Origin of the sequence: Streptomyces sp. Ac-502, assembly GCF_045222935.1 — a bacterium.
Taxonomy (GTDB): domain Bacteria; phylum Actinomycetota; class Actinomycetes; order Streptomycetales; family Streptomycetaceae; genus Streptomyces; species Streptomyces monomycini.
In genome coordinates this window covers 8,330,118-8,347,175 of the sequence record NZ_JBHFFO010000001.1, presented here as the reverse complement: position 1 = coordinate 8,347,175, position 17,058 = coordinate 8,330,118, and the positions used below count along the sequence as shown (strand labels likewise).

Genomic DNA, 17,058 nt, shown 5'->3' with positions numbered 1-17,058 from the left:
GAGCCTTCCGGACGGAGGAAACCATGACGGGAGAAACACCGGAGCCGCCGACCGGTCCGTCCCCGCACGGGGATGCCGCGCCGGCGGCTGACGGTTCCGGCCCTCCGCCGCCGGAGCCCCGTCGCCGCCGGAGGCCGTTCTCCGTCGTCCTGCCCGCGTGCTGGGGTGCGCTGCTGTTCGCCTGTCTCTCCTCCACCCCGTCGCTGCTTCCGCGCGGCGGCATCCTCCAGGGTCTGATCTGCGGTATCGACGCGGCCCTCGGCTACGCGGCCGGGGTGCTGGCCGCGCGGGTGTGGCGCGCGTTCGCCGACCGGGTGCCGCGCCGCCCGCGACGCAGGTCCTGGACCGTCTTCGCCTGGAGCGCGGTCGTCCTGTTCGGCCTTTCCTTCGGCTTCGGGCAGTACTGGCAGTACCGGATCCGCCGGCTGATGGGGGTGACCCAGTTCAGCGTTCCGCTTGCCGTGCTGGCGCCCCTGGTCGCGGTGCTGGTCTTCTGTCTCCTCCTGCTGACCGCGCGCGGCATCCGCGGCCTGTACCGCCGGCTCGCGCGTCTGCTCAAGCGCTGGATCGGGCCACGCGCCGCGTCCGCCGTCGGCTGGACCGCGGTCGCCGCCCTCGTCTGGGCGATCGTCACCGGGCTGCTGCTGGACGGGCTCGTCGGTCTCGCCAACCACACCTTCTCGCTGCGCGACACGACGACCGAGGAAGGGGCGCGCCGGCCCGCGACGACCCTGCGCTCCGGCGGGCCGGGCTCACTCGTACCGTGGGACTCACTGGGCCTGCAAGGGCGCAACTTCACCGGCACCGGCCCGTCGGCGGCCGCCATCGGGACGTTCACCGGCCGCCCGGCGACGGAACCGACCCGGCCCTACGCCGGACTGGCGTCGTCCGACGACACGGAGGCCCGTGCCGCCCAAGCGGTCGCCGACCTGACCCGTCAGGGCGGCTTCCGGCGGGAGAACCTGCTCGTGATGACGACCACCGGAAGCGGCTGGGTCGATCCCGCCGCTGTGGACACCTTCGAGTACCTCAGCGGCGGCGACTCCGCCACCGTCACGATGCAGTACTCCTACCTCCCGTCATGGCTCTCCTACCTGGTCGATCAGACCAAGGCCCGCGAGGCGGGCCGCGCCGTCTACGACGCCTGGTCGAAACTGCCGTCCGACAAGCGCCCCCGGCTGTTCGTCGCCGGGGAGAGCCTGGGGTCCTTCGGCGGCGAGACCGCGTTCAGCGGGGAATACGACCTGCGCAAGCGCACCGCGGGCACCCTGTTCGCCGGCCCGCCGGCCTTCAACACGCTGTTCCGGGAGTTCAGCGACCGCCGTGACGCCGGCAGCCCCGAGGTCCGGCCCGTCTACAAGGACGGACGGACCGGCCCTGGAACGGGAGCCGCGTCCTGTACCTCCTGCACGCGTCCGACCCGATCGTCTGGTGGAGCCCGTGCCTCGTCTTCCGCGAACCGGACTGGATCGGCCGGCGCCCGGGCGACGATGTGCTCGAACAGATGGTGTGGCTGCCGTTCGTGTCCTTCTGGCAGGTCACCGCGGACCTTCCGTTCGCCGCCGACGTCCTGGGCGACCACGGCCACACCTACACCACCGAATACGTGGACGCGTGGCACGCCGTGCTGCGGCCCCCGGACGTCACCGCTCAGGACCTCGGCCGCCTCAAGGACATCCTCGCGAACCCGAAGTGACCGCCGTCCAGAGGGTGCAGACGTCTCACGCGCCCCCACTTCCCGCCTGGTCACCGCAGCAGGAAGCCCGCCAGATAGCCGAAGGCATTGACCGCCCAGTGCAGGCCCATGGGGGCCAGCAGGCTTCCGCTACGGCGGCGCAGCTCGCCGAAGAGCACGCCCGCCGCACCGGTGAACAGCACCGCCACCACCACGGCGAACACCGCGCCGAGCGGGGAACGGCCGAACAGCGGTGTCAGCGCGGGCTTGTCCACGGCCAGCCCCAGCGACGGCAGCACGTGCCACATCCCGAACAACGCGCTCTGAGGGGAGCCCGTACTCCACCGACGAAGAACGCGCTCTCTGGCATAGCCGGACGCCCATCCCACTTACCCACGCCTTGGCGTCAACCCCCGTCGGACTGCCCGGAGTTAATTACACCCTCCACCCACCCGCTTCGCGCTGCCCATGGTGGCGCGTGGACGGGATCGAGTTGCCCATCAGAGGTGCGACAGGGAAGCGTAGGAGACGAAGACTTGCCCGTTTCGCTCCGGCACTGACCTCGGTCACAAGGCGGTGTTGCGCACAATGATCAGGGCGCGTCCTCGTAGCTCTAGCGCCCGGAGCGGGAAGGCGGCTTCCGGACACCGCGCGTCCGGCGCTGAAAGGTCGCCTTCTCCTCGCCCCCGGAACAGTCCCCGCGCACCCTATTGGCCCCGACTCCCCCATGTGGTGCCATGAGGCGAGTTCTGCCGGGATGACCCAAGTGATCTAGAAGCGACTCACTGAACGCGAGGATTCATGGCTATTTCTCGCAGGCACCAGCAGGCACCCGCCACGAACGGGGACGGCCTCCCCCACGGACCCGCCGGCCCCTCGCCCGCGCCACCGGTGTTCGAGGGCGACGGCGGCCGCGCGGCGGCGGAGTGCGGGCACGAGCGGGGGCACGTACTGGACTCCGTCTTCCACGGGCAGGGGTACGCCACGGCCACCAGCCGCCGCATCTTCTGCGACCGATGTCGGCTGCACCGATGGCTCCGGGTGGAGGCGGCCCTGGCGGCCAGTCAGGAACGGCTCGGCATGATCGCCGCGGGTACTGCGGCGCGGGTGGCGCGGGCCTGCGAGCCGGGCCGGATCGACCTGGCTGCCCTGGAGCCCGAGTTCCGCCGTACGGGCCACTCGCTCGTGCCGCTGCTGCGCGGCCTGGCGGCGGCGTGCGAGGGGGCGCGGGGGAGATGGTGCACCTGGGGGCGACCACCCAGGACATCCAGGACACCTCTCAGTCCCTGGAGATGCGGGACGTGCTCGACGAGGCGGACCGGGAACTCGCCGCCATGACGACACGTCTGATCGCGCTGGCCGGGGCACACCGCGACTCCCTGATGGTGGGCCGCACCCACGCCCAGCCCGCGCTGCCGATCACCTTCGGCCTCAAGGTGGCGAGCTGGCTCGACGAACTGGGGCGGCACGGTGAGCGGCTGGCCCAGTTGCGCGAACGGGCCCTGGTGGCCCAGTTGCACGGCGGCGTCGGCACCATGGCCGGGTTCCAGGGGCGCGGGCAGGAACTGCTCACCGACTTCGCCGCCCGCCTCGGGCTCGGGGAGCCCGTCGTCGGCTGGCACGTGGCCCGGGACCGGGTGGCGGAGTACGGCACCACCCTGGCCCTGCTGGCGGGGACGCTGGCCCGGATCGCCGAGGAGATCCGGGTCCTCTCGCGCGCCGAGGTCGGCGAACTGTCCGAGGGCTGGGAGTACGGGCGGGTGGGCAGCAGCACCATGCCGCACAAGCGCAATCCCGAACGTTCCGAACAGGTCGTCCTGCTGGCCCGGCTGGCCCGTTCCGCCGCCGCGCTCGGCATCGAGGGCATGGTGCAGGAGCACGAGCGCGACGCGCGGGGCCTGCGGATGGAGTGGGTCACGGTCGCCGACGTCTCGCACTACACGCTGGCGGCGCTGGCGATCCTGAACGAGGTCCTCGCCGGGCTCCAGGTGCACCGCGAGCGGATGGCGGCGAACGCGGCCTCCGTGGCGGAGTTCCTGTGCACGGAGGCGCTGATGCTGGCGCTGGGCGAACGCATCGGCAAGCAGAGCGCGCACACCCTCGTCTACGCGGTGAGCCAGCGGGCGCAGAGCGACGGCCGCCCGCTGCGCGCCTGCCTGCGCGAGTGCGCGGACATCACTTCGCAGATCTCCGCCACCACGCTCGACGACCTGCTCGACCCGGCACGCTACGTGGGCGAGGCCGGCGCCCTGACCGACCGGGCGCTGGCCCGCGCACGGCACCGGTCCGCCGCGCCCGGGACACCCGGCGCGCCACGGGTGGCCCGTACGGAGGAGGGGTGCCCTCATGACCGCTCTCCTGCGCTTCGACGGCGAACGGGCCTGCGAGGCCGACGTCGAGGCGCACACCCCCGAGATGCGCGGGCAGCGGCAGCACCTGCTCCGGCAGCTCGACGTGACGTCCGGGCAGCGGGTGCTGGACGTCGGCTGCGGCCCCGGCTACCTGATCTCGGAGCTGGTGGACCCGGTGGGCCCGGACGGCGCGGTGTGCGGCATCGACATCAGCGCGTCGATGCTGGACCTGGCCAGGGCGCGGTGCGCGCCGGCCGGCGCGCGGGTGAACCTGGTGACGGGGCGCTGCGAGGAGATTCCGTTCCCCGACGCGTCGTTCGACGCCGCCGTCTCCTCGCAGGTCTACGAGTACGTCGGCGACATCGAACGGGCGCTGGCCGAGCTGTACCGGGTGCTGCGCCCGGGAGGCCGCGCGGTGGTGCTCGACACCGACTGGGACTCCCTGGTGTGGCACTCCGCCGACCGCCCCCGGATGCGGCGGATCCTCACCCTGTGGGAGGACCACGTCGCCGACCCCCGGCTGCCCCGACGGCTCGGTCCACTGCTCCAGGAGGCCGGGTTCACCGAGGAGAGCCTGACCACACTGACCTTCCTCGACCGGCGGTGCCACCGCGACGCCTACAGCTACTGGCAGGTCGGCTTCATCGAGGCGTTCCTCGCCGGCCATCCCGGCGCGGACCCGGAGGAGACCAGTGCCTGGGCCCGTGAGCTGCGCGAGCTGGACGCGGCGGGCCGGTACTTCTTCAGCCTCGGCCGGTACGCGTTCACCGTGGTCAAGCCCGGCGACTGAACCGGCCCGCGGGGCCCGGCCACACCCTGGGCCGGGCCCTCGTCCGCGCGGCCCGCCCGCCTCACCCCCGTACGCGCGCGAACTCCCGGAGGAAGTCCGCCAGCGCCCGTACGCCCTCCAGGGGCATCCCGTTGTAGACGGACGCCCGCACCCCGCCCACCAGACGGTGCCCGGCCAGCCCGAGAAGCCCCTGGTCCCGCGCCCGGTCCAGGAACTCCCCGGTCAGCGACTCGTCGGCGAGCCGGAAGACGATGTTGGTGACGGAGCGGTGGTCCGGGTGGGCGGTGGGGCGGTAGAACGCCGTACGGTCCAGCTCCTCGTACAGCAGCCGCGCCTTGGCCAGGTTCGTCCGCTCGACCGCCGCGAGACCGCCCTGGTCACGTATCCACTCCAGCGTCAGGGCGAGGACGAAGACGGCGAAGGTGTTCGGGGTGTTGTCGAGGGACCTGGACGCGGCGTGGACGGAGTAGTCCAGCAGTCGGGGCGTCTCGGGCAGCGCGTGGCCGAGCAGGTCGTCCCGTACGGTGACCAGGGCCGTGCCGGCGGGCCCCAGGTTCTTCTGGAACCCGGCGTAGACGATGCCGAACCGGCTGTGGTCCAGCCGCCGGGAGAGAATGTCGCTGGTGGCGTCGGCCACCAGCGGGGCGGGGCAGTCGCGTGGGAAATCGTTCCAGCGGGTGCCGTAGACGGTGTTGTTGCTGGTGAGGTGGAGGAAGGCGGCGTCCGGCGGACAGTGCCGTGCGGTCACCTCCGGTATCCGGTCGAAGCCGGTGCCCTCGCTGCCGGCGACTGTCACCGCGGTGCCGTAGCGGGCGCCTTCCCGCCGCGCCTGCTGGGCGAACAGGCCGGTCACGACGTACCCGGCGGTACGGGTCGGTGACCGGCCGACGAGGTTGAGCGGCACGGCGGCGCACTGCATACGGGCGCCGCCGTGCACGAACAGCACATGGTGGTCCTCCGGGAGCCCGGTCACCTCCCGGTACAGCGCCACGGCGGTGTCGAGCACTCCGGTGAAGCGGGGGTGTTTGTGGCTGATCTCAATGATCGACGCACCGTCGCCCACGTGCGCCGCGAACTCCTCGCGCACCCGCCGGACCACCGGCCGGGGCAGCGTCGCGGGCCCGGCGGAGAAGTTGTACGCGTCCCGGGGCTCCGGCCGCGTGCCGGGCGCGCCCCGCCGTTCCGCTTCTTCCGTCTGCCGCCGTCCCATCCCGCAGCCCTCCCGGTCATCCGTACGTCCTCGCCTCCCGGCCGCCGCCCCTCCGTACAGCCTTCACCTCACCCCCACCCCCAGCCGCACGCCCATCACCGCACCGGTCGCCTCCAGCCGTACGGTCCCACCTCCTCTCAACACATCCGCAACCCCTCCACGAACGCCTCGATCCCCTCGGAACGGACCTGCGCGACGGCGTCGGTCGCCGGGCTCGTCCGGTCCCGCAGCCGCCGGGCCAGCGGTTCCAGCTCCTCGGCCGGTGCCACCGGCTCCCGGCGCAGCGACGCGTCCGCCAGGTCCAGGGCGCGCCGGCCCCACTCCGTCAGCGGCACCCCGGCGACCTCGGCCGCCCAGCCGCGGGTCTGGACCTCGGCGGCGGCCGTGCGGGCGTCCTGGAGCGACCAGCCGCCGAACAGTTCGCGGCAGCCCTCGATGTCGCCCAGCCAGCCCAGCAGGACGGCCAGCCAGGCGAACGTCTCCTCCCGGTTCATCGTGGGCAGATGGCGGATCTCGACGAAGGTGCCGCGTCCGCCGTCCCGGAGTACCGCCTCGCCCCGGCCCGCCGCCACCGCCTCCAGCGCCTCGGCGACGGTGCACGACTCGTCCAGCCGCATCCGTACCCGTACCGCCGGCCAGCAGAAGACCAGGCCGGACGCCAGGTCGGCGGTGGTGCAGTGCAGGATGCGCTTGGTGCCGTCCGGGTCCACGAACTCGGCGTGGCCCGCCTCGGCGAACTGCCGCGTCGTCAGCTCGGGCACCAGTGGGGTGTGGAGGATGCCGTGCCGGGTGACTTCGAAGATCGGCAGCGCCCACGCCGCACTCATGTAGTCCGCCAGGCTGCCGTAGAGGTGGCGGGGGTAGTGCAGGCGGTGGGCGAAGAACGGGTTGGTCTCGGACAGTTCCGTGTAGCCGCGCAGCCGCAGGGACTGCCAGGGCTGTACCCGGCCGCCGAAGACCGCGGAGTTGGCACCCCACGCGAAGATCAACGGCGTCATCTTGATGAGCGTGTTGCAGGCGTCGATCACCCGCGGCAGCGGGACGTCGACGTTGAACTGGACGGCGGCGAATCCGGGCCAGGCGTCACTGGCGTAGTGCCCCGGATACCGCTCCGCCTGTGCCAGCCACAGACCGTAGTGCGCCTTGTCGGCCAGGTACGGGCCGCCGAGGGTCTCGGTCAGCGGCTGGCAGCCGTGCGCGAGGGCGGACAGCCCCTCGGCCGCCAGGGCCGGGAACACCACGTCGTCGAGCGTGCGGTGCCAGGCGGCCTTGGCGGCGGCGAACCCCTCTTCCGGCGGCAGGGCCGCCTCGACCGTGCAGACGCCGTAGTCGTTGCCCACGTCCAGGGTCCCGTGGTCCCGCGCCGACCGGGCGCCGACCAGCGTGCCGGTGGTGGCGTCGTGGTACGGGACGAAGTCCGGGCGGGCGGCGAGCCGTTCGAAGACGGCCCGGGTGGCCGGGTGGTCGGCCGCGGCCCCCGACGGTCGACCACGGGCAGTTCTGACTCGATGCCGATCTTCATGTTCCAAGCTCTCCGTCGGAAGAGGGGGCGTCGGTGGCGGGGCCACGCTAGGGCCCGGAACCGGGCCCTCGCCGAACGCCGGGCCGCGCTTCACGCTTTACGGTGAACTCGACCCCGTCCCCGATCTTCAGCACCTGGCTCTGCGCGTCCGGCACACCGTCCACATGCCGCCGGTACGCGGCGATGACCTCGGCGTTCTTCTTCGGGACCAGGATGTTGTCGGCCACCACCAGGCCACCCGGCCGCAGCGCCGGCCAGCAGGCGTCGAAGTCCCGTACGTACAGCTCCTTCCAGTGGTCCAGGAGGACGAGGTCGATGGGACCGGGCAGGGCGGGGACGAGGGCGGGCGCCTCCAGCGCGGTCAGCTCGACGACGTCGGCGAGGCCCGCCTCCGCCACGTTGTCCCGCTGCTCGGCCTGTTTCGCGGGGTCGACCTCGATGGAGTACAGACGTCCGCCGGTGGCCCGGACCGCCTCGGCGAGCCAGAGCGTGGAGTAGCCGACCGAACCGCCGACCTCCACGACTATGCGCGCGGCCGCCGCCCGGACCAGGGTGTTCAGCAGTTGCCCGACGTCCGGGCCGACGTCGAGCATGAACGAGCCGGCACGTGCACGCAGGGCGGTGCCGCCCTCCGCACGCAACGCATCCAGCTCCCGCTGCTCTTTGAGGGATCGTTCCTCCAGCCCCGCCAGGACAGCTTCGAACCGGCTGTCCGGTACCGCCGGAACCCGCCCCATCAGTCGATCCCGAAGAAGCGGCGGGCGTTGTCGCACAGCAGCCGCCGTTTGGCCGCCTCGTCGATGTCCTTCCGGTCGGCCAGAGCGGTGACGGCACCGGGGAACTTGGCGTCAAAATGCGGAAAGTCGCTTGCGAACAGCAGGTTCTCCGCCAGCCCCTGCTCGATCAGCATGGGCAGCAGCGGGTCCTCCGGCTCCACCCCCAGGTAACACTGCCGCTTGAAGTACGTACTGGGCCGCTCGGGAAGCGGCGGCCGGTCCTTGGCGAACTGCTCGGCGTGGTCGTCCATCCGGTTCAGCCAGAACGGGGCCCAGCCCGCGCCGCTCTCCATGAAGGCGAACCGCACGCCAGGAAACCGCTCCAGGACACCGCCGGTGATGAGCAGCATGACCGCCATCATGTGCTCGAAGGTGTGGCTGACCAGGTGGCCCTGCATGGTGTCGTGGGTGCGTTCGGTGCCGATACGGGGAATGCGCGCGACCCCGAACCCCTCGTGGAAGCAGACCGCCACGCCGTGTTCCTGGCAGAACTCCCACAGCAGGTCGTAGACCGGGTCGTCGATGTTGGTGCCGGCCACGGTGTTGGGCCGCAGGATGACGGTGCGCACACCCTGCTCCAGGACCCGGCGCGCCTCGTCCACCGCCAGCACGAGGTCGTGCTGCGGCAGCGCGGCGACCGGGAACAGCCGCTCCCGGTCCTCGGCGCAGTAGGCCAGGACCCAGTCGTTGTACGCCTTGGCGACCTCGTACGCGAAGGCAGAGCTGCGCAGGGCCGGCAGCAGGCCGAGCACCTTGGACGGGAAGATGTAGGCGCGGCTGATGCCCTCCCGCTCCATGGCGGTGAGCCGGTCCTTCGGATCCAGGCCGCCGCGCCGCAGGGCGCCGAGCACGTCCACGGCGGCCGGGTCGTCGAACTTCCAGCTGCCAGGGGTGTAGGTGGCCCCCTGGCTGCCGCCGAACCAGGCGGCCTGGGTGGGCCGGCCGTGGAAGGTGGACGAGGGCTGTTCGATGACCCGTCCCTCGGCGGTCAGCCGATCGTCCTGGTAGGACGGCATCCAGGCGGCATACTTCTCGGGCAGTCTCCCCCGCCACCAGTCGTCGGAATCGGGCAGCACGATGTGGCTGTCGGCGTCGATGACGGGGTAGTCACGATGAGCGACCATGTACCACTCCTTCGGGCGATCCCGGGAAGGTCTGTCGGTCGGCGCACCCGGCCCGCGGCCCCGCACCCACGCCCAGGCCGGCCACCGCCCGCGCGCCCGTACGGATGTCGTCCCCGCGTCCGAGACTCCGGACCATTGTGGCCGCCTCACGGGGAAAGGGAAGAGCGCCGCCGGGCTGATGAAACCTCAGCCGGTTGCTGTCGTTTCTTCTGTCTCGCCGGCCTCTTCCGGCCTCTTCCGCGGGTGGTTGGGTGGCGTGCGCATGGGGTGGTGCGGGTGGGTGCGGGGCCTCCGGAGACGCCGCGAGACGGACTCGGTGATCGCGCCTTCCCGAGGGGCGGACGAGGAGCAGTTGGCCAGATGCCGGGCAGGCCGGAATGCTCTGCTCGCCGCTGACGCAGAGGCTTCTGGCGGCTGGGGCGACGGTCCCGCCCGTACCGGGCGCGGAGGTGCCGCAAGTTGATCATTTGCCCGGTTTTGGGCGGTATTCGGCGTATCCTCGTCTGATCACGCCCGGCTGGGCGGTCCGCTCGGGCCGCACCCGAAGCCACTTCGTGAGCCTGTAGTTCATGTGCCGCCGGTCGCTGGGAGAACGTTCATCCTTCGGGTTCATCGTCAGCTGCCGCACCGCCCGGACCGGGTGGCCCTGTGGGCGCCGGCTGTCGTCGGGCTCGGTTTTGGTTTGTGGGGGATCACGGGTCCCGCCGCGTGGACCGACGAGATCGTCACCATGGATGTGGCGCGGCGGTCCGGGGCGCAGTTGGTGGAACTGCTGGGGAACGTGGACGCGGTGCATGGGCTGCACTACGTGTTGATGCACCTGGTCGGGGTGGGTGTCGGGGTCAGCGAGTTCACGGTGCGGTTGCCCTCGGCGGTGGCGATGGCCGTTGCCGCGGCCGGGCTCTCGTGGATGGGGCGGTTGCTCGGCGGGGTGAGTCTCGGGCTGTACGCGGGGCTGTTGCTCGCCGTGCTGCCGACCGCGTCACGATATGCGCAGGAGGCCCGCTCGTTCGCCATGGTGATGGCGGTGGCGGTGCTGGCCACGGGGACCTTGGTGCAGACCTTGCTGTCGGGTTGTCGCCGGTGGTCGGGCGGCTATGCCGTGCTGATCGCGCTGCTGGGCTGACTCAACGTGATGGGGCTGCTGCTGGTGGCCGCGCATCTGGTCACGTTGGTTCTTCGGCGTCCTGGTCGCGGCGTAGCCGTACGTGTGGTGTCGGCGCAGGCCGCGGGCGTTGCCGCTGTTGTTCCGCTGCTGGTCCTCGGGTTCTCGCAGCGCTCCGCCGTGGGCGAGGTCGCGCCGGTCACCGGCAGTACCCCGTACAACCTCCTCACCTGGCTGCTCACCCCTGGCCAGGGCACGCTCCCCGGCGACCTGAAACTGCTGCTCACGCCCACGTCCCTCGTCGCCGTGGCGCTCCTTGTGGCCCGTCGGCGCGGGGCGCCGCCCCTGGTTCTCGCCGTCGGTGTGCCGTGGCTGGTCGTGCCCCCGCTGATCCTTCTGGCCACGTCTCTCGGCGAGTCGCTTTTCGCCTATCGCTACCTATTGTTCTGCCTGCCGGCTCTGGCGTTGCTGCTCGCGGCGGTCGGCGCCGTCGTCCCGCTGCCCGTGCGGCTGCTGCTCGTACTCCTGCCAGCCGCCCCGTTGGCCATGTCGCATGTGGCCGTCCGCCAGCAGGACAGCCGCCCCTGGGACACCACCGCCGTGATCACCACGCTGCGGAGCCGCGCCGCCTCCGGGGACGGCGTCCTGTTCAGTGGCGGCCGGTGCGGGCTGATCGCCTCTGCCTACCCGGAGGATTTCGCCCGCCTCCGCGACCTGGGTACGGCAGAGTCGGCCGCCGAGCGCGGCACCCTGGACGAGCTGCCCGCCGACCCGGCGCCCCTGCGCCGGCGTCTGGCCGGTGCGTCGCGGGTCTGGCACATCAGCTGTGAGCATCTGTCGTCCGAGGCACGAGGAGAGGGTGCCCGGACGGCGGCGTCCCAGCGGCAGGCTCTCACCCGCGCCGGGCTGGCGGCGGCTTACCGGCGCAGCGCTCATGGTCTGGATATCGTCCCGTATCGACGCTGACCGGACGCACCGGCCCGAGCCGACGCCGGGCAGCCCTCGCTGGGCAGCCGCCGGTCGCCCGCCCACCCGCGCCCGTACGGCCCTCAGCGTTCGAAGCAGACCGTCGAGACGACGTACACCACTGGCTGGCCCGGTTCGTCGAAGTTGACGGTGATGTTCTGGCTCGGGTGGGGGTCCTCGGCCTTGAGGGAGGTGCCGGCCCACTGGCCGCCGCTGAGGTCCCAGCCGACCTTCGCCGCCTGCGCGCCCGTAATGGTGATCTCGCCGTCCTTGAGGGCGTCGCGGCTGGTGCCGATCCACTTCAGGTAGTGGTCCAGGCCCCAGTCGTTGGTGCGGAACTGGACGTACAGGGAGCTGCGGTGCCAGGCGTTGGACTCGTAGTAGTAGACGGGGGTGGCACCCGCCGGGACCGGGACGTTGTAGATGCGCTGCTGCACCTTGGAGGGGTAGTCGTTGTAGAGGCCGGTGGAGGCCGCTTCCTCCTCCTTGCTCTGGCCGCTGTCCCGGCTCTGCTCGGCGGAGATGACGATGTACCCCGCCGGGATGGCGATCAGCAGGAAGATGACCAGCGCGGTGAGCCAGCGGCGGCGCCGGCTCGGCGGCCGAGGTGCCGTGGACGCGCCGGCGGAGGGCGCGGGCGGGGGGCCGGACGGCGGACCGGACAGGGGGCCGGACGAGGAGCCGGACGAGGAGCCGGACGGAGGACCGCTGGGAGCACCGTTCAGGGGCCCGGACGGAGGACCGCTGGGAGCGCCGTTCAGGGGCCCGGCCGGAGAACCGCTCGGAGACCCGTTCAGGGGCCCGCTCGGAGGTCCGGTCGGAGCACCGTTCAGGGACCCGCCCGAAGGCCCGGTCGGTGCCTCCGGACGCTCCGGGGTCTCACGCGCGGCCGGCCCCGGGCCGGGCCGGGCCGGATCGTGTTCCTCGGTCATGGGTGGGGTGTCCAGCTCCGTCATCGCCGGCCCGATCGTTCGTACCGCTCATAGCGTTCCACGCGCCGGCGGTTGGCGCGCCGGAAGCGGCGGGCCACCAGGCGGGCCAGGTCGGCGGCGCCGACCATACCGGCCTCGGGGCCCAGCTGGGCCTTGGCGATACGGGCCTCGGGGCGGTAGCCGCGGCCGGTCAGGGTGCGCCGGAAGGCGTCCCGGGCCGGGCCGATGAGCAGGTCGTCGGCGGCGCTGACGCCGCCGCCGATCACGAAGCAGGAAGGATCCAGCGCGGCGGCGAGATTGGCGATGCCGACGCCCAGCCACTGGCCGATGTCCTGGAGCAGTTCGACGCACATGGCGTCGCCCTCGCGGGCCAGCTCGGTGATGAGCGGGCCGGTGATGTCGGTGACGCGGCCGCCGACCCGGTCGATGATGTTGTACGCGACCGGGGAGTCCGCGGCGGCCAGCTCGCGGGCCTCGCGGACCAGGGCGTTGCCGGAGCTGTACTGCTCCCAGCAGCCGCGGTTGCCGCACGGGCAGCGGTGCCCGGCCGGCACCACCTGCATATGGCCGAATTCGCCGGCCACGCCGTACTTGCCGCGCTTGACCGCGCCGTCCTCCAGGATCGCGCCGCCGATGCCGGTACCGAGCGTGATCATGACGAGGTGGTCCTCGCCGCGGCCCGCGCCGAAGCGCCATTCGGCCCAGGCGGCCGTGTTGGCGTCGTTGTCGACCATGACGGGGACCGCCAGGCGGCCCGCGAGGCGGTCCCGCAGCGGCTCGTTGCGCCAGTTCAGGTGGGGTGCGAAAAGGACGGTGCTGCGTTCGGCGTCGACCCAGCCGGCCGCGCCGATGCCCACCGCGTGCACATCGTGGCGGTCGGAGAGGTCCAGCACCAGTTCGGTGATGACGTCCTCGACGACCTTGGGGCTCTTGGACTTGTCGGGGGTCTCGGTGCGGACCTTCTCCAGGATCGTGCCGTCCGCGTCGACGACGCCGGCCATCACCTTCGTCCCGCCGATGTCGATGCCGACGGTCGGCACGCGCGGCGCGCTCAGGTGGGAGCGCCGCTCACGGGTGCCCACCGTGCGCAGCACGGTCGCTCTGGCGGATCCTCGGTGCACCCGGTCCCGGTACGTGCTCATCGACCCACCTCTTCGCCGATGCGGTGGCGGCGGCTGCGTGCTCGCAAGAGTCGTCTCGTCCCTGCGGGTGTCGGGAGGCCGGGGCCTCGGGCGTGCATGGTCCGGTGTGGTGCTCGTTCGGTGCCGTTCGCGCGTACGGGGTGGCGCTCGTGCCGTGTCGTCCGTGCGTACGGGTCGTGCTCGTGCGGTGTCGTACGCGTACGAGGCCGTGTTCGTACGGTGCCGTACGCGTACGGGCGCTCGCGGGGCCGGGCCCCGAGGGCGCGCGGTGGCCGTGCCGGCGGCGGTGACGTGCACGGTCCGGTGCGATTGTGCCCTAACAGCGCGGCGCGGCGCATGGCGGCGCGGGCCCCGCGGAACCCGCGCCACCGCCCGTGGGCCGCCCCGCTCAGCGCGTGGGGTGGCCGCCGAGGTGGCTGGGCTCGGGCGCGCGGGCCAGCTCGTGGCTGAGCTGTTCCAGCTCGCTGCCGCCTGCCATCTGGCGTGTCAGCTCGTCCAGGGCGATCTCCGACCTGGTGTGGCGGCCGGCCATCGTCCCGCGCTTGAGGAGGACGAAACGGTTGCCCACGAGGTAGGCGTGGTGCGGGTTGTGGGTGATCAACACCACGCCGAGCCCGGCGTCCCGCGCGGCCGCGACGTACTTGAGCACCACGCCGGACTGCTTGACCCCGAGCGCCGCCGTCGGCTCGTCCAGCACCAGGACCTTCGCGCCGAAGTACACGGCGCGGGCGATGGCCACACACTGCCGCTCGCCGCCGGAGAGGGTGCCGATGGGCTGGTCCACGTCGCGCAGGTCGATGCCCATGCGCAGCAGCTCGGCGCGGGTGGTCTCGCGCATCAGCTGTACGTCGAGCCGCTTGAAGGGGCCGGCGCCCTTGGTGGGCTCGGAGCCGAGGAAGAAGTTGCGCCAGACCGGCATCAGGGGGACGACGGCCAGGTCCTGGTAGACGGTGGCGATACCGCGGTCCAGCGCCTCCCGCGGGGAGGACAGCCGGGTCTCCTCGCCCTCGATCGCGAAGCGGCCCGCGTCGTGCTGGTGCAGCCCCGCGATGATCTTGATGAGGGTGGACTTGCCCGCGCCGTTGTCACCGAGCACACAGGTGATCTCCCCCGCGTGCACCTCCAGCGAGACGCCTTCCAGGGCCTTGACGTTGCCGTAGAACTTGCTGACGTCCACCAGCTCCACGAGGGGCGGGGACGCGCCGTCGGAGGGGGCGGCGGGCTCCGGGCCCGGCTCGCTCCCCGTCTCCTCCGGCCTCTCCGGACTGCTCATTTCGTCGCCTCCGCGCGCTTGCGGACCCATGCGTTCAGGAGCGTGGCCAGCAGCAGCATCGCTCCGAGGAAGAACTTGTACCAGTCCGGGTTCCACTGGGCGTACACGATGCCCTTGCTGGCCATGCCGAAGATGAAGGCGCCGACGGCGGCGCCGATCGCCGAGCCGTAGCCGCCGGTCATCAGGCAGCCGCCGACCGCGGCGGCGATGATGTAGAGGAACTCGTTGCCGACGCCGTCGCCGGACTGGATCGCGTCGTACGAGAACAGCAGGTGCTGTCCGGAGATCCAGGCCGCCAGCGCGACCCCCATGTACAGGCCGATCTTGGTCCGGGTGACCGGGACGCCGACCGCCCGCGCGGCGTCGGAGCCGCCGCCCACCGCGAAGATCCAGTTGCCGACGCGGGTGCGCAGCAGGACCCAGGTGGCGAGCGCGACCAGGCCGATCCACCACAGGATGGTGACCTGGATGTCCACGCCGCCGACGCTCAGGTGGGACGCGAAGAGCGCCCGGGCCGAGTCGAAGCCCTCCATGTCGGCGATGGACTTCGTCGAGACGGTGCCGCTGATCAGCTTGGTGAAGCCGAGATTGAGGCCCGTCAGCATGAAGAACGTACCCAGCGTGATGATGAAGCTGGGCAGCTTCGTACGGGTCAGCAGGAAGCCGTTGAAGACCCCGATGGCCAGGGTGACCAGCAAGGACACCCCGACACCCACCCAGACGTTCGCCGTCATCTGGTAGCTGAACATCGACGAGACGAGCGCGGAGCTGACGACCATGACACCGGCCGACAGGTCGAACTCGCCGCCGATCATCAGCAGCGCCACCGGCACGGCCATGATGCCGATCGTGGACGACGCGTACAGCACGGTGGAGAGGCTGGACGCCTGGAGGAACGTGTCGGCGGCGAAGGAGAAGAAGAGGAAGACGGCCGCGGCGCCGACCACCGCGCCCAGCTCGGGGCGGCTCATCAGGCGGCGCGCCGGTGACCGGTGCACCAGCCGCTCGTCCGGTCCGCCGCCGGGCTGCGGTCCGCTGTCCCGTACGGGGGTCTCCGCGGTGCTCATCGGGTCCCCCGCTTCGTGTACTCCTGCAAAGCCGCCGCGTCCTTCTTGGTGATCACCTGGGGGCCGGTGAAGACCGGCTTGCCGCCACCGAGGACGTCGGCGTTGTACTTGTAGAGCCACAGCAGGTCGACGGCCTGGTACCCCTGGAGGTACGGCTGCTGGTCGACGGCGAAGCCGAGCGAGCCGTCCTTCAGGCCGTCGGCGACCTTCGCGTTCAGGTCGAAGGTGTCGATCTCGGCGTCGCTGCCGGCCTGATCCCTGGCCTTGACGGCGGTCGGCGCGAACGGCGCGCCCAGCGTCACCACGGCGTCGATGCCGCGGTCCGACTGGAGCTTGGCCTCGATGGTGGACTGGACGTCGGGCATGTTGGTGCCCTCCACGTACAGCTTCTGCATCTCGCCCTTGAACGTCTTCCGCGCGCCGTCGCAGCGCTGCTCGTGGCCGACGTTGCCCTGCTCGTGCAGGACGCACAGCGCCTTCTTGCGGCCCCGCTCGTTCAGCTCCTCGCCGACGGCCTCGCCGGCCACGGTCTCGTCCTGGCCGACGTGGGTCAGGGCGCCGTAGGCCTTGGACGCCTCGGCGCCCGAGTTCACGGTGATCACCGGGATGCCGGCCTTCTCGGCCCGGGCGACCACGTCCTTCATGGCGTCGGGCTTGGCCAGCGTGACGATCAGCCCGTCGACCTTCTGGTCGATGTAGGACTGCACCAGCTGGCTCTGCCGCTGGGCCTCCTTGTCGTGCCCGTAGACGAACTTGATGTTGTCCTTGTCGGCGGCCTGCCGGGCGCCGTTCTGCACGATGTCCCAGAAGGTGTCACCGTCGCCCGAGTGGGTGACCATGGCAAAGGTCCACCTCGGGGTGTTGACGGCCGCCTTGCCGCCCGCGGTCTGGGCGGCGCGCGCTTCCTCGGCGCGCTTGCCGCCGGTGCTGCTGCACCCCGCCAGGGACGCGGCGAGCACCGCTGCCAGCACCGCGGTCACCGCGCGTACCCCTGTCCGAACCCTTGCCACGAGGTCGAGCCCTTCTCGTTGCTGTTGCTACTGTCACTGCGCGCCTGGGGCGCTGTGCCGGGTTTGGGCCGAAAATGATCGGTCCCGGCCGCCCAAGTATCCGTTACGCCTGTTC

13 protein-coding genes and 2 pseudogenes are annotated in these 17,058 nt (G+C 71.8%); 5 read left to right on the top strand and 10 right to left on the bottom strand.

The annotated features are described in order from the left end of the window. Positions 1-23 precede the first annotated feature (23 nt). A pseudogene (locus ACEXOX_RS37900) lies at positions 24-1,696 on the top strand (alpha/beta hydrolase). A gap of 50 nt (positions 1,697-1,746) precedes the next feature. On the opposite strand, the gene ACEXOX_RS37895 reads toward ACEXOX_RS37900, so the two are convergent. Continuing rightward, a complete protein-coding gene (locus ACEXOX_RS37895) occupies positions 1,747-1,983 on the bottom strand; it encodes a type II CAAX prenyl endopeptidase Rce1 family protein (RefSeq protein ID WP_406525307.1) in 237 nt (78 codons plus the stop codon). Positions 1,984-2,691: 708 nt separating this feature from the next. Here ACEXOX_RS37895 and ACEXOX_RS37890 point away from each other — a divergent pair. Then, a pseudogene (locus ACEXOX_RS37890) lies at positions 2,692-3,879 on the top strand (lyase family protein); the annotation flags it as partial. Positions 3,880-4,021: 142 nt separating this feature from the next. Continuing rightward, a complete protein-coding gene (locus ACEXOX_RS37885) occupies positions 4,022-4,816 on the top strand; it encodes a methyltransferase domain-containing protein (protein ID WP_406525306.1) in 795 nt (264 codons plus the stop codon). 61 nt (positions 4,817-4,877) lie between these two features. On the opposite strand, the gene serC is transcribed toward ACEXOX_RS37885, so the two are convergent. The 4 genes from serC to ACEXOX_RS37865 all read right to left on the bottom strand — a co-directional run bounded on the left by serC (position 4,878) and on the right by ACEXOX_RS37865 (position 9,448). After that, positions 4,878-6,026: a 3-phosphoserine/phosphohydroxythreonine transaminase gene (gene serC / locus ACEXOX_RS37880; protein WP_406525305.1), complete on the bottom strand. Its 1,149-nt coding sequence runs from the start codon at positions 6,024-6,026 to the stop codon at positions 4,878-4,880. A gap of 137 nt (positions 6,027-6,163) precedes the next feature. Beyond that, positions 6,164-7,555 (bottom strand): glutamate-cysteine ligase family protein, encoded by a 1,392-nt coding sequence (locus tag ACEXOX_RS37875; protein WP_406525304.1) that lies wholly within the window; start codon positions 7,553-7,555, stop codon positions 6,164-6,166. 40 nt (positions 7,556-7,595) lie between these two features. Continuing rightward, positions 7,596-8,285, bottom strand: a complete 690-nt coding sequence (locus ACEXOX_RS37870) for an O-methyltransferase (RefSeq protein ID WP_406525303.1) — start codon at positions 8,283-8,285, stop codon at positions 7,596-7,598. Next, positions 8,285-9,448 carry an amidohydrolase family protein gene (locus ACEXOX_RS37865; protein WP_406525302.1) on the bottom strand — a complete coding sequence of 388 codons (1,164 nt, stop codon included), beginning with the start codon at positions 9,446-9,448 and terminating at the stop codon, positions 8,285-8,287. The genes ACEXOX_RS37870 and ACEXOX_RS37865 overlap by 1 nt, the downstream gene beginning before the upstream one ends. A 640-nt stretch (positions 9,449-10,088) precedes the next feature. Here ACEXOX_RS37865 and ACEXOX_RS37860 point away from each other — a divergent pair. Further along, on the top strand, positions 10,089-10,574 hold the full coding sequence (locus ACEXOX_RS37860; RefSeq protein WP_406525301.1) for a hypothetical protein: 486 nt from the start codon (positions 10,089-10,091) through the stop codon (positions 10,572-10,574). A gap of 9 nt (positions 10,575-10,583) precedes the next feature. Next, entirely contained in the window at positions 10,584-11,519 is a 936-nt protein-coding gene (locus ACEXOX_RS37855) for a hypothetical protein (protein WP_406525300.1), read from the top strand. 83 nt (positions 11,520-11,602) lie between these two features. Here the strand turns inward: ACEXOX_RS37855 and ACEXOX_RS37850 are convergent, their stop codons facing one another. The 5 genes from ACEXOX_RS37850 to ACEXOX_RS37830 form a co-directional block, all read right to left on the bottom strand. Next, positions 11,603-12,475, bottom strand: a complete 873-nt coding sequence (locus ACEXOX_RS37850; protein ID WP_406525299.1) for a hypothetical protein — start codon at positions 12,473-12,475, stop codon at positions 11,603-11,605. Further along, on the bottom strand, positions 12,472-13,593 hold the full coding sequence (locus ACEXOX_RS37845; RefSeq protein ID WP_030023694.1) for an ROK family glucokinase: 1,122 nt from the start codon (positions 13,591-13,593) through the stop codon (positions 12,472-12,474). The genes ACEXOX_RS37850 and ACEXOX_RS37845 overlap by 4 nt, the downstream gene beginning before the upstream one ends. Positions 13,594-13,981: 388 nt before the next feature. Further along, the gene (locus ACEXOX_RS37840; protein WP_406525298.1) at positions 13,982-14,866 is read right to left on the bottom strand and encodes an ATP-binding cassette domain-containing protein; all 885 of its coding nucleotides are present in this window, start codon (positions 14,864-14,866) and stop codon (positions 13,982-13,984) included. After that, the gene (locus ACEXOX_RS37835; RefSeq protein ID WP_406525297.1) at positions 14,863-15,933 is read right to left on the bottom strand and encodes an ABC transporter permease; all 1,071 of its coding nucleotides are present in this window, start codon (positions 15,931-15,933) and stop codon (positions 14,863-14,865) included. Before ACEXOX_RS37835 ends, ACEXOX_RS37840 begins: the two co-directional genes overlap by 4 nt. Continuing rightward, positions 15,930-16,943 (bottom strand): sugar ABC transporter substrate-binding protein, encoded by a 1,014-nt coding sequence (locus ACEXOX_RS37830; protein WP_406525296.1) that lies wholly within the window; start codon positions 16,941-16,943, stop codon positions 15,930-15,932. Before ACEXOX_RS37830 ends, ACEXOX_RS37835 begins: the two co-directional genes overlap by 4 nt. Between the last annotated feature and the right edge of the window lie 115 nt (positions 16,944-17,058).

Bases quoted from the DNA above. Each gene is read 5' to 3' on its own strand.
- ACEXOX_RS37895 (WP_406525307.1), bottom strand. From the start codon at position 1,983: ATGTGGCACGTGCTGCCGTCGCTGGGGCTGGCCGTGGACAAGCCCGCG.
- ACEXOX_RS37885 (WP_406525306.1), top strand. From the start codon at position 4,022: ATGACCGCTCTCCTGCGCTTCGACGGCGAACGGGCCTGCGAGGCCGAC.
- serC (WP_406525305.1), bottom strand. From the start codon at position 6,026: ATGGGACGGCGGCAGACGGAAGAAGCGGAACGGCGGGGCGCGCCCGGC.
- ACEXOX_RS37870 (WP_406525303.1), bottom strand. From the start codon at position 8,285: ATGGGGCGGGTTCCGGCGGTACCGGACAGCCGGTTCGAAGCTGTCCTG.
- ACEXOX_RS37865 (WP_406525302.1), bottom strand. From the start codon at position 9,448: ATGGTCGCTCATCGTGACTACCCCGTCATCGACGCCGACAGCCACATC.
- ACEXOX_RS37855 (WP_406525300.1), top strand. From the start codon at position 10,584: ATGGGGCTGCTGCTGGTGGCCGCGCATCTGGTCACGTTGGTTCTTCGG.
- ACEXOX_RS37850 (WP_406525299.1), bottom strand. From the start codon at position 12,475: ATGACGGAGCTGGACACCCCACCCATGACCGAGGAACACGATCCGGCC.
- ACEXOX_RS37845 (WP_030023694.1), bottom strand. From the start codon at position 13,593: ATGAGCACGTACCGGGACCGGGTGCACCGAGGATCCGCCAGAGCGACC.
- ACEXOX_RS37840 (WP_406525298.1), bottom strand. From the start codon at position 14,866: ATGAGCAGTCCGGAGAGGCCGGAGGAGACGGGGAGCGAGCCGGGCCCG.
- ACEXOX_RS37835 (WP_406525297.1), bottom strand. From the start codon at position 15,933: ATGAGCACCGCGGAGACCCCCGTACGGGACAGCGGACCGCAGCCCGGC.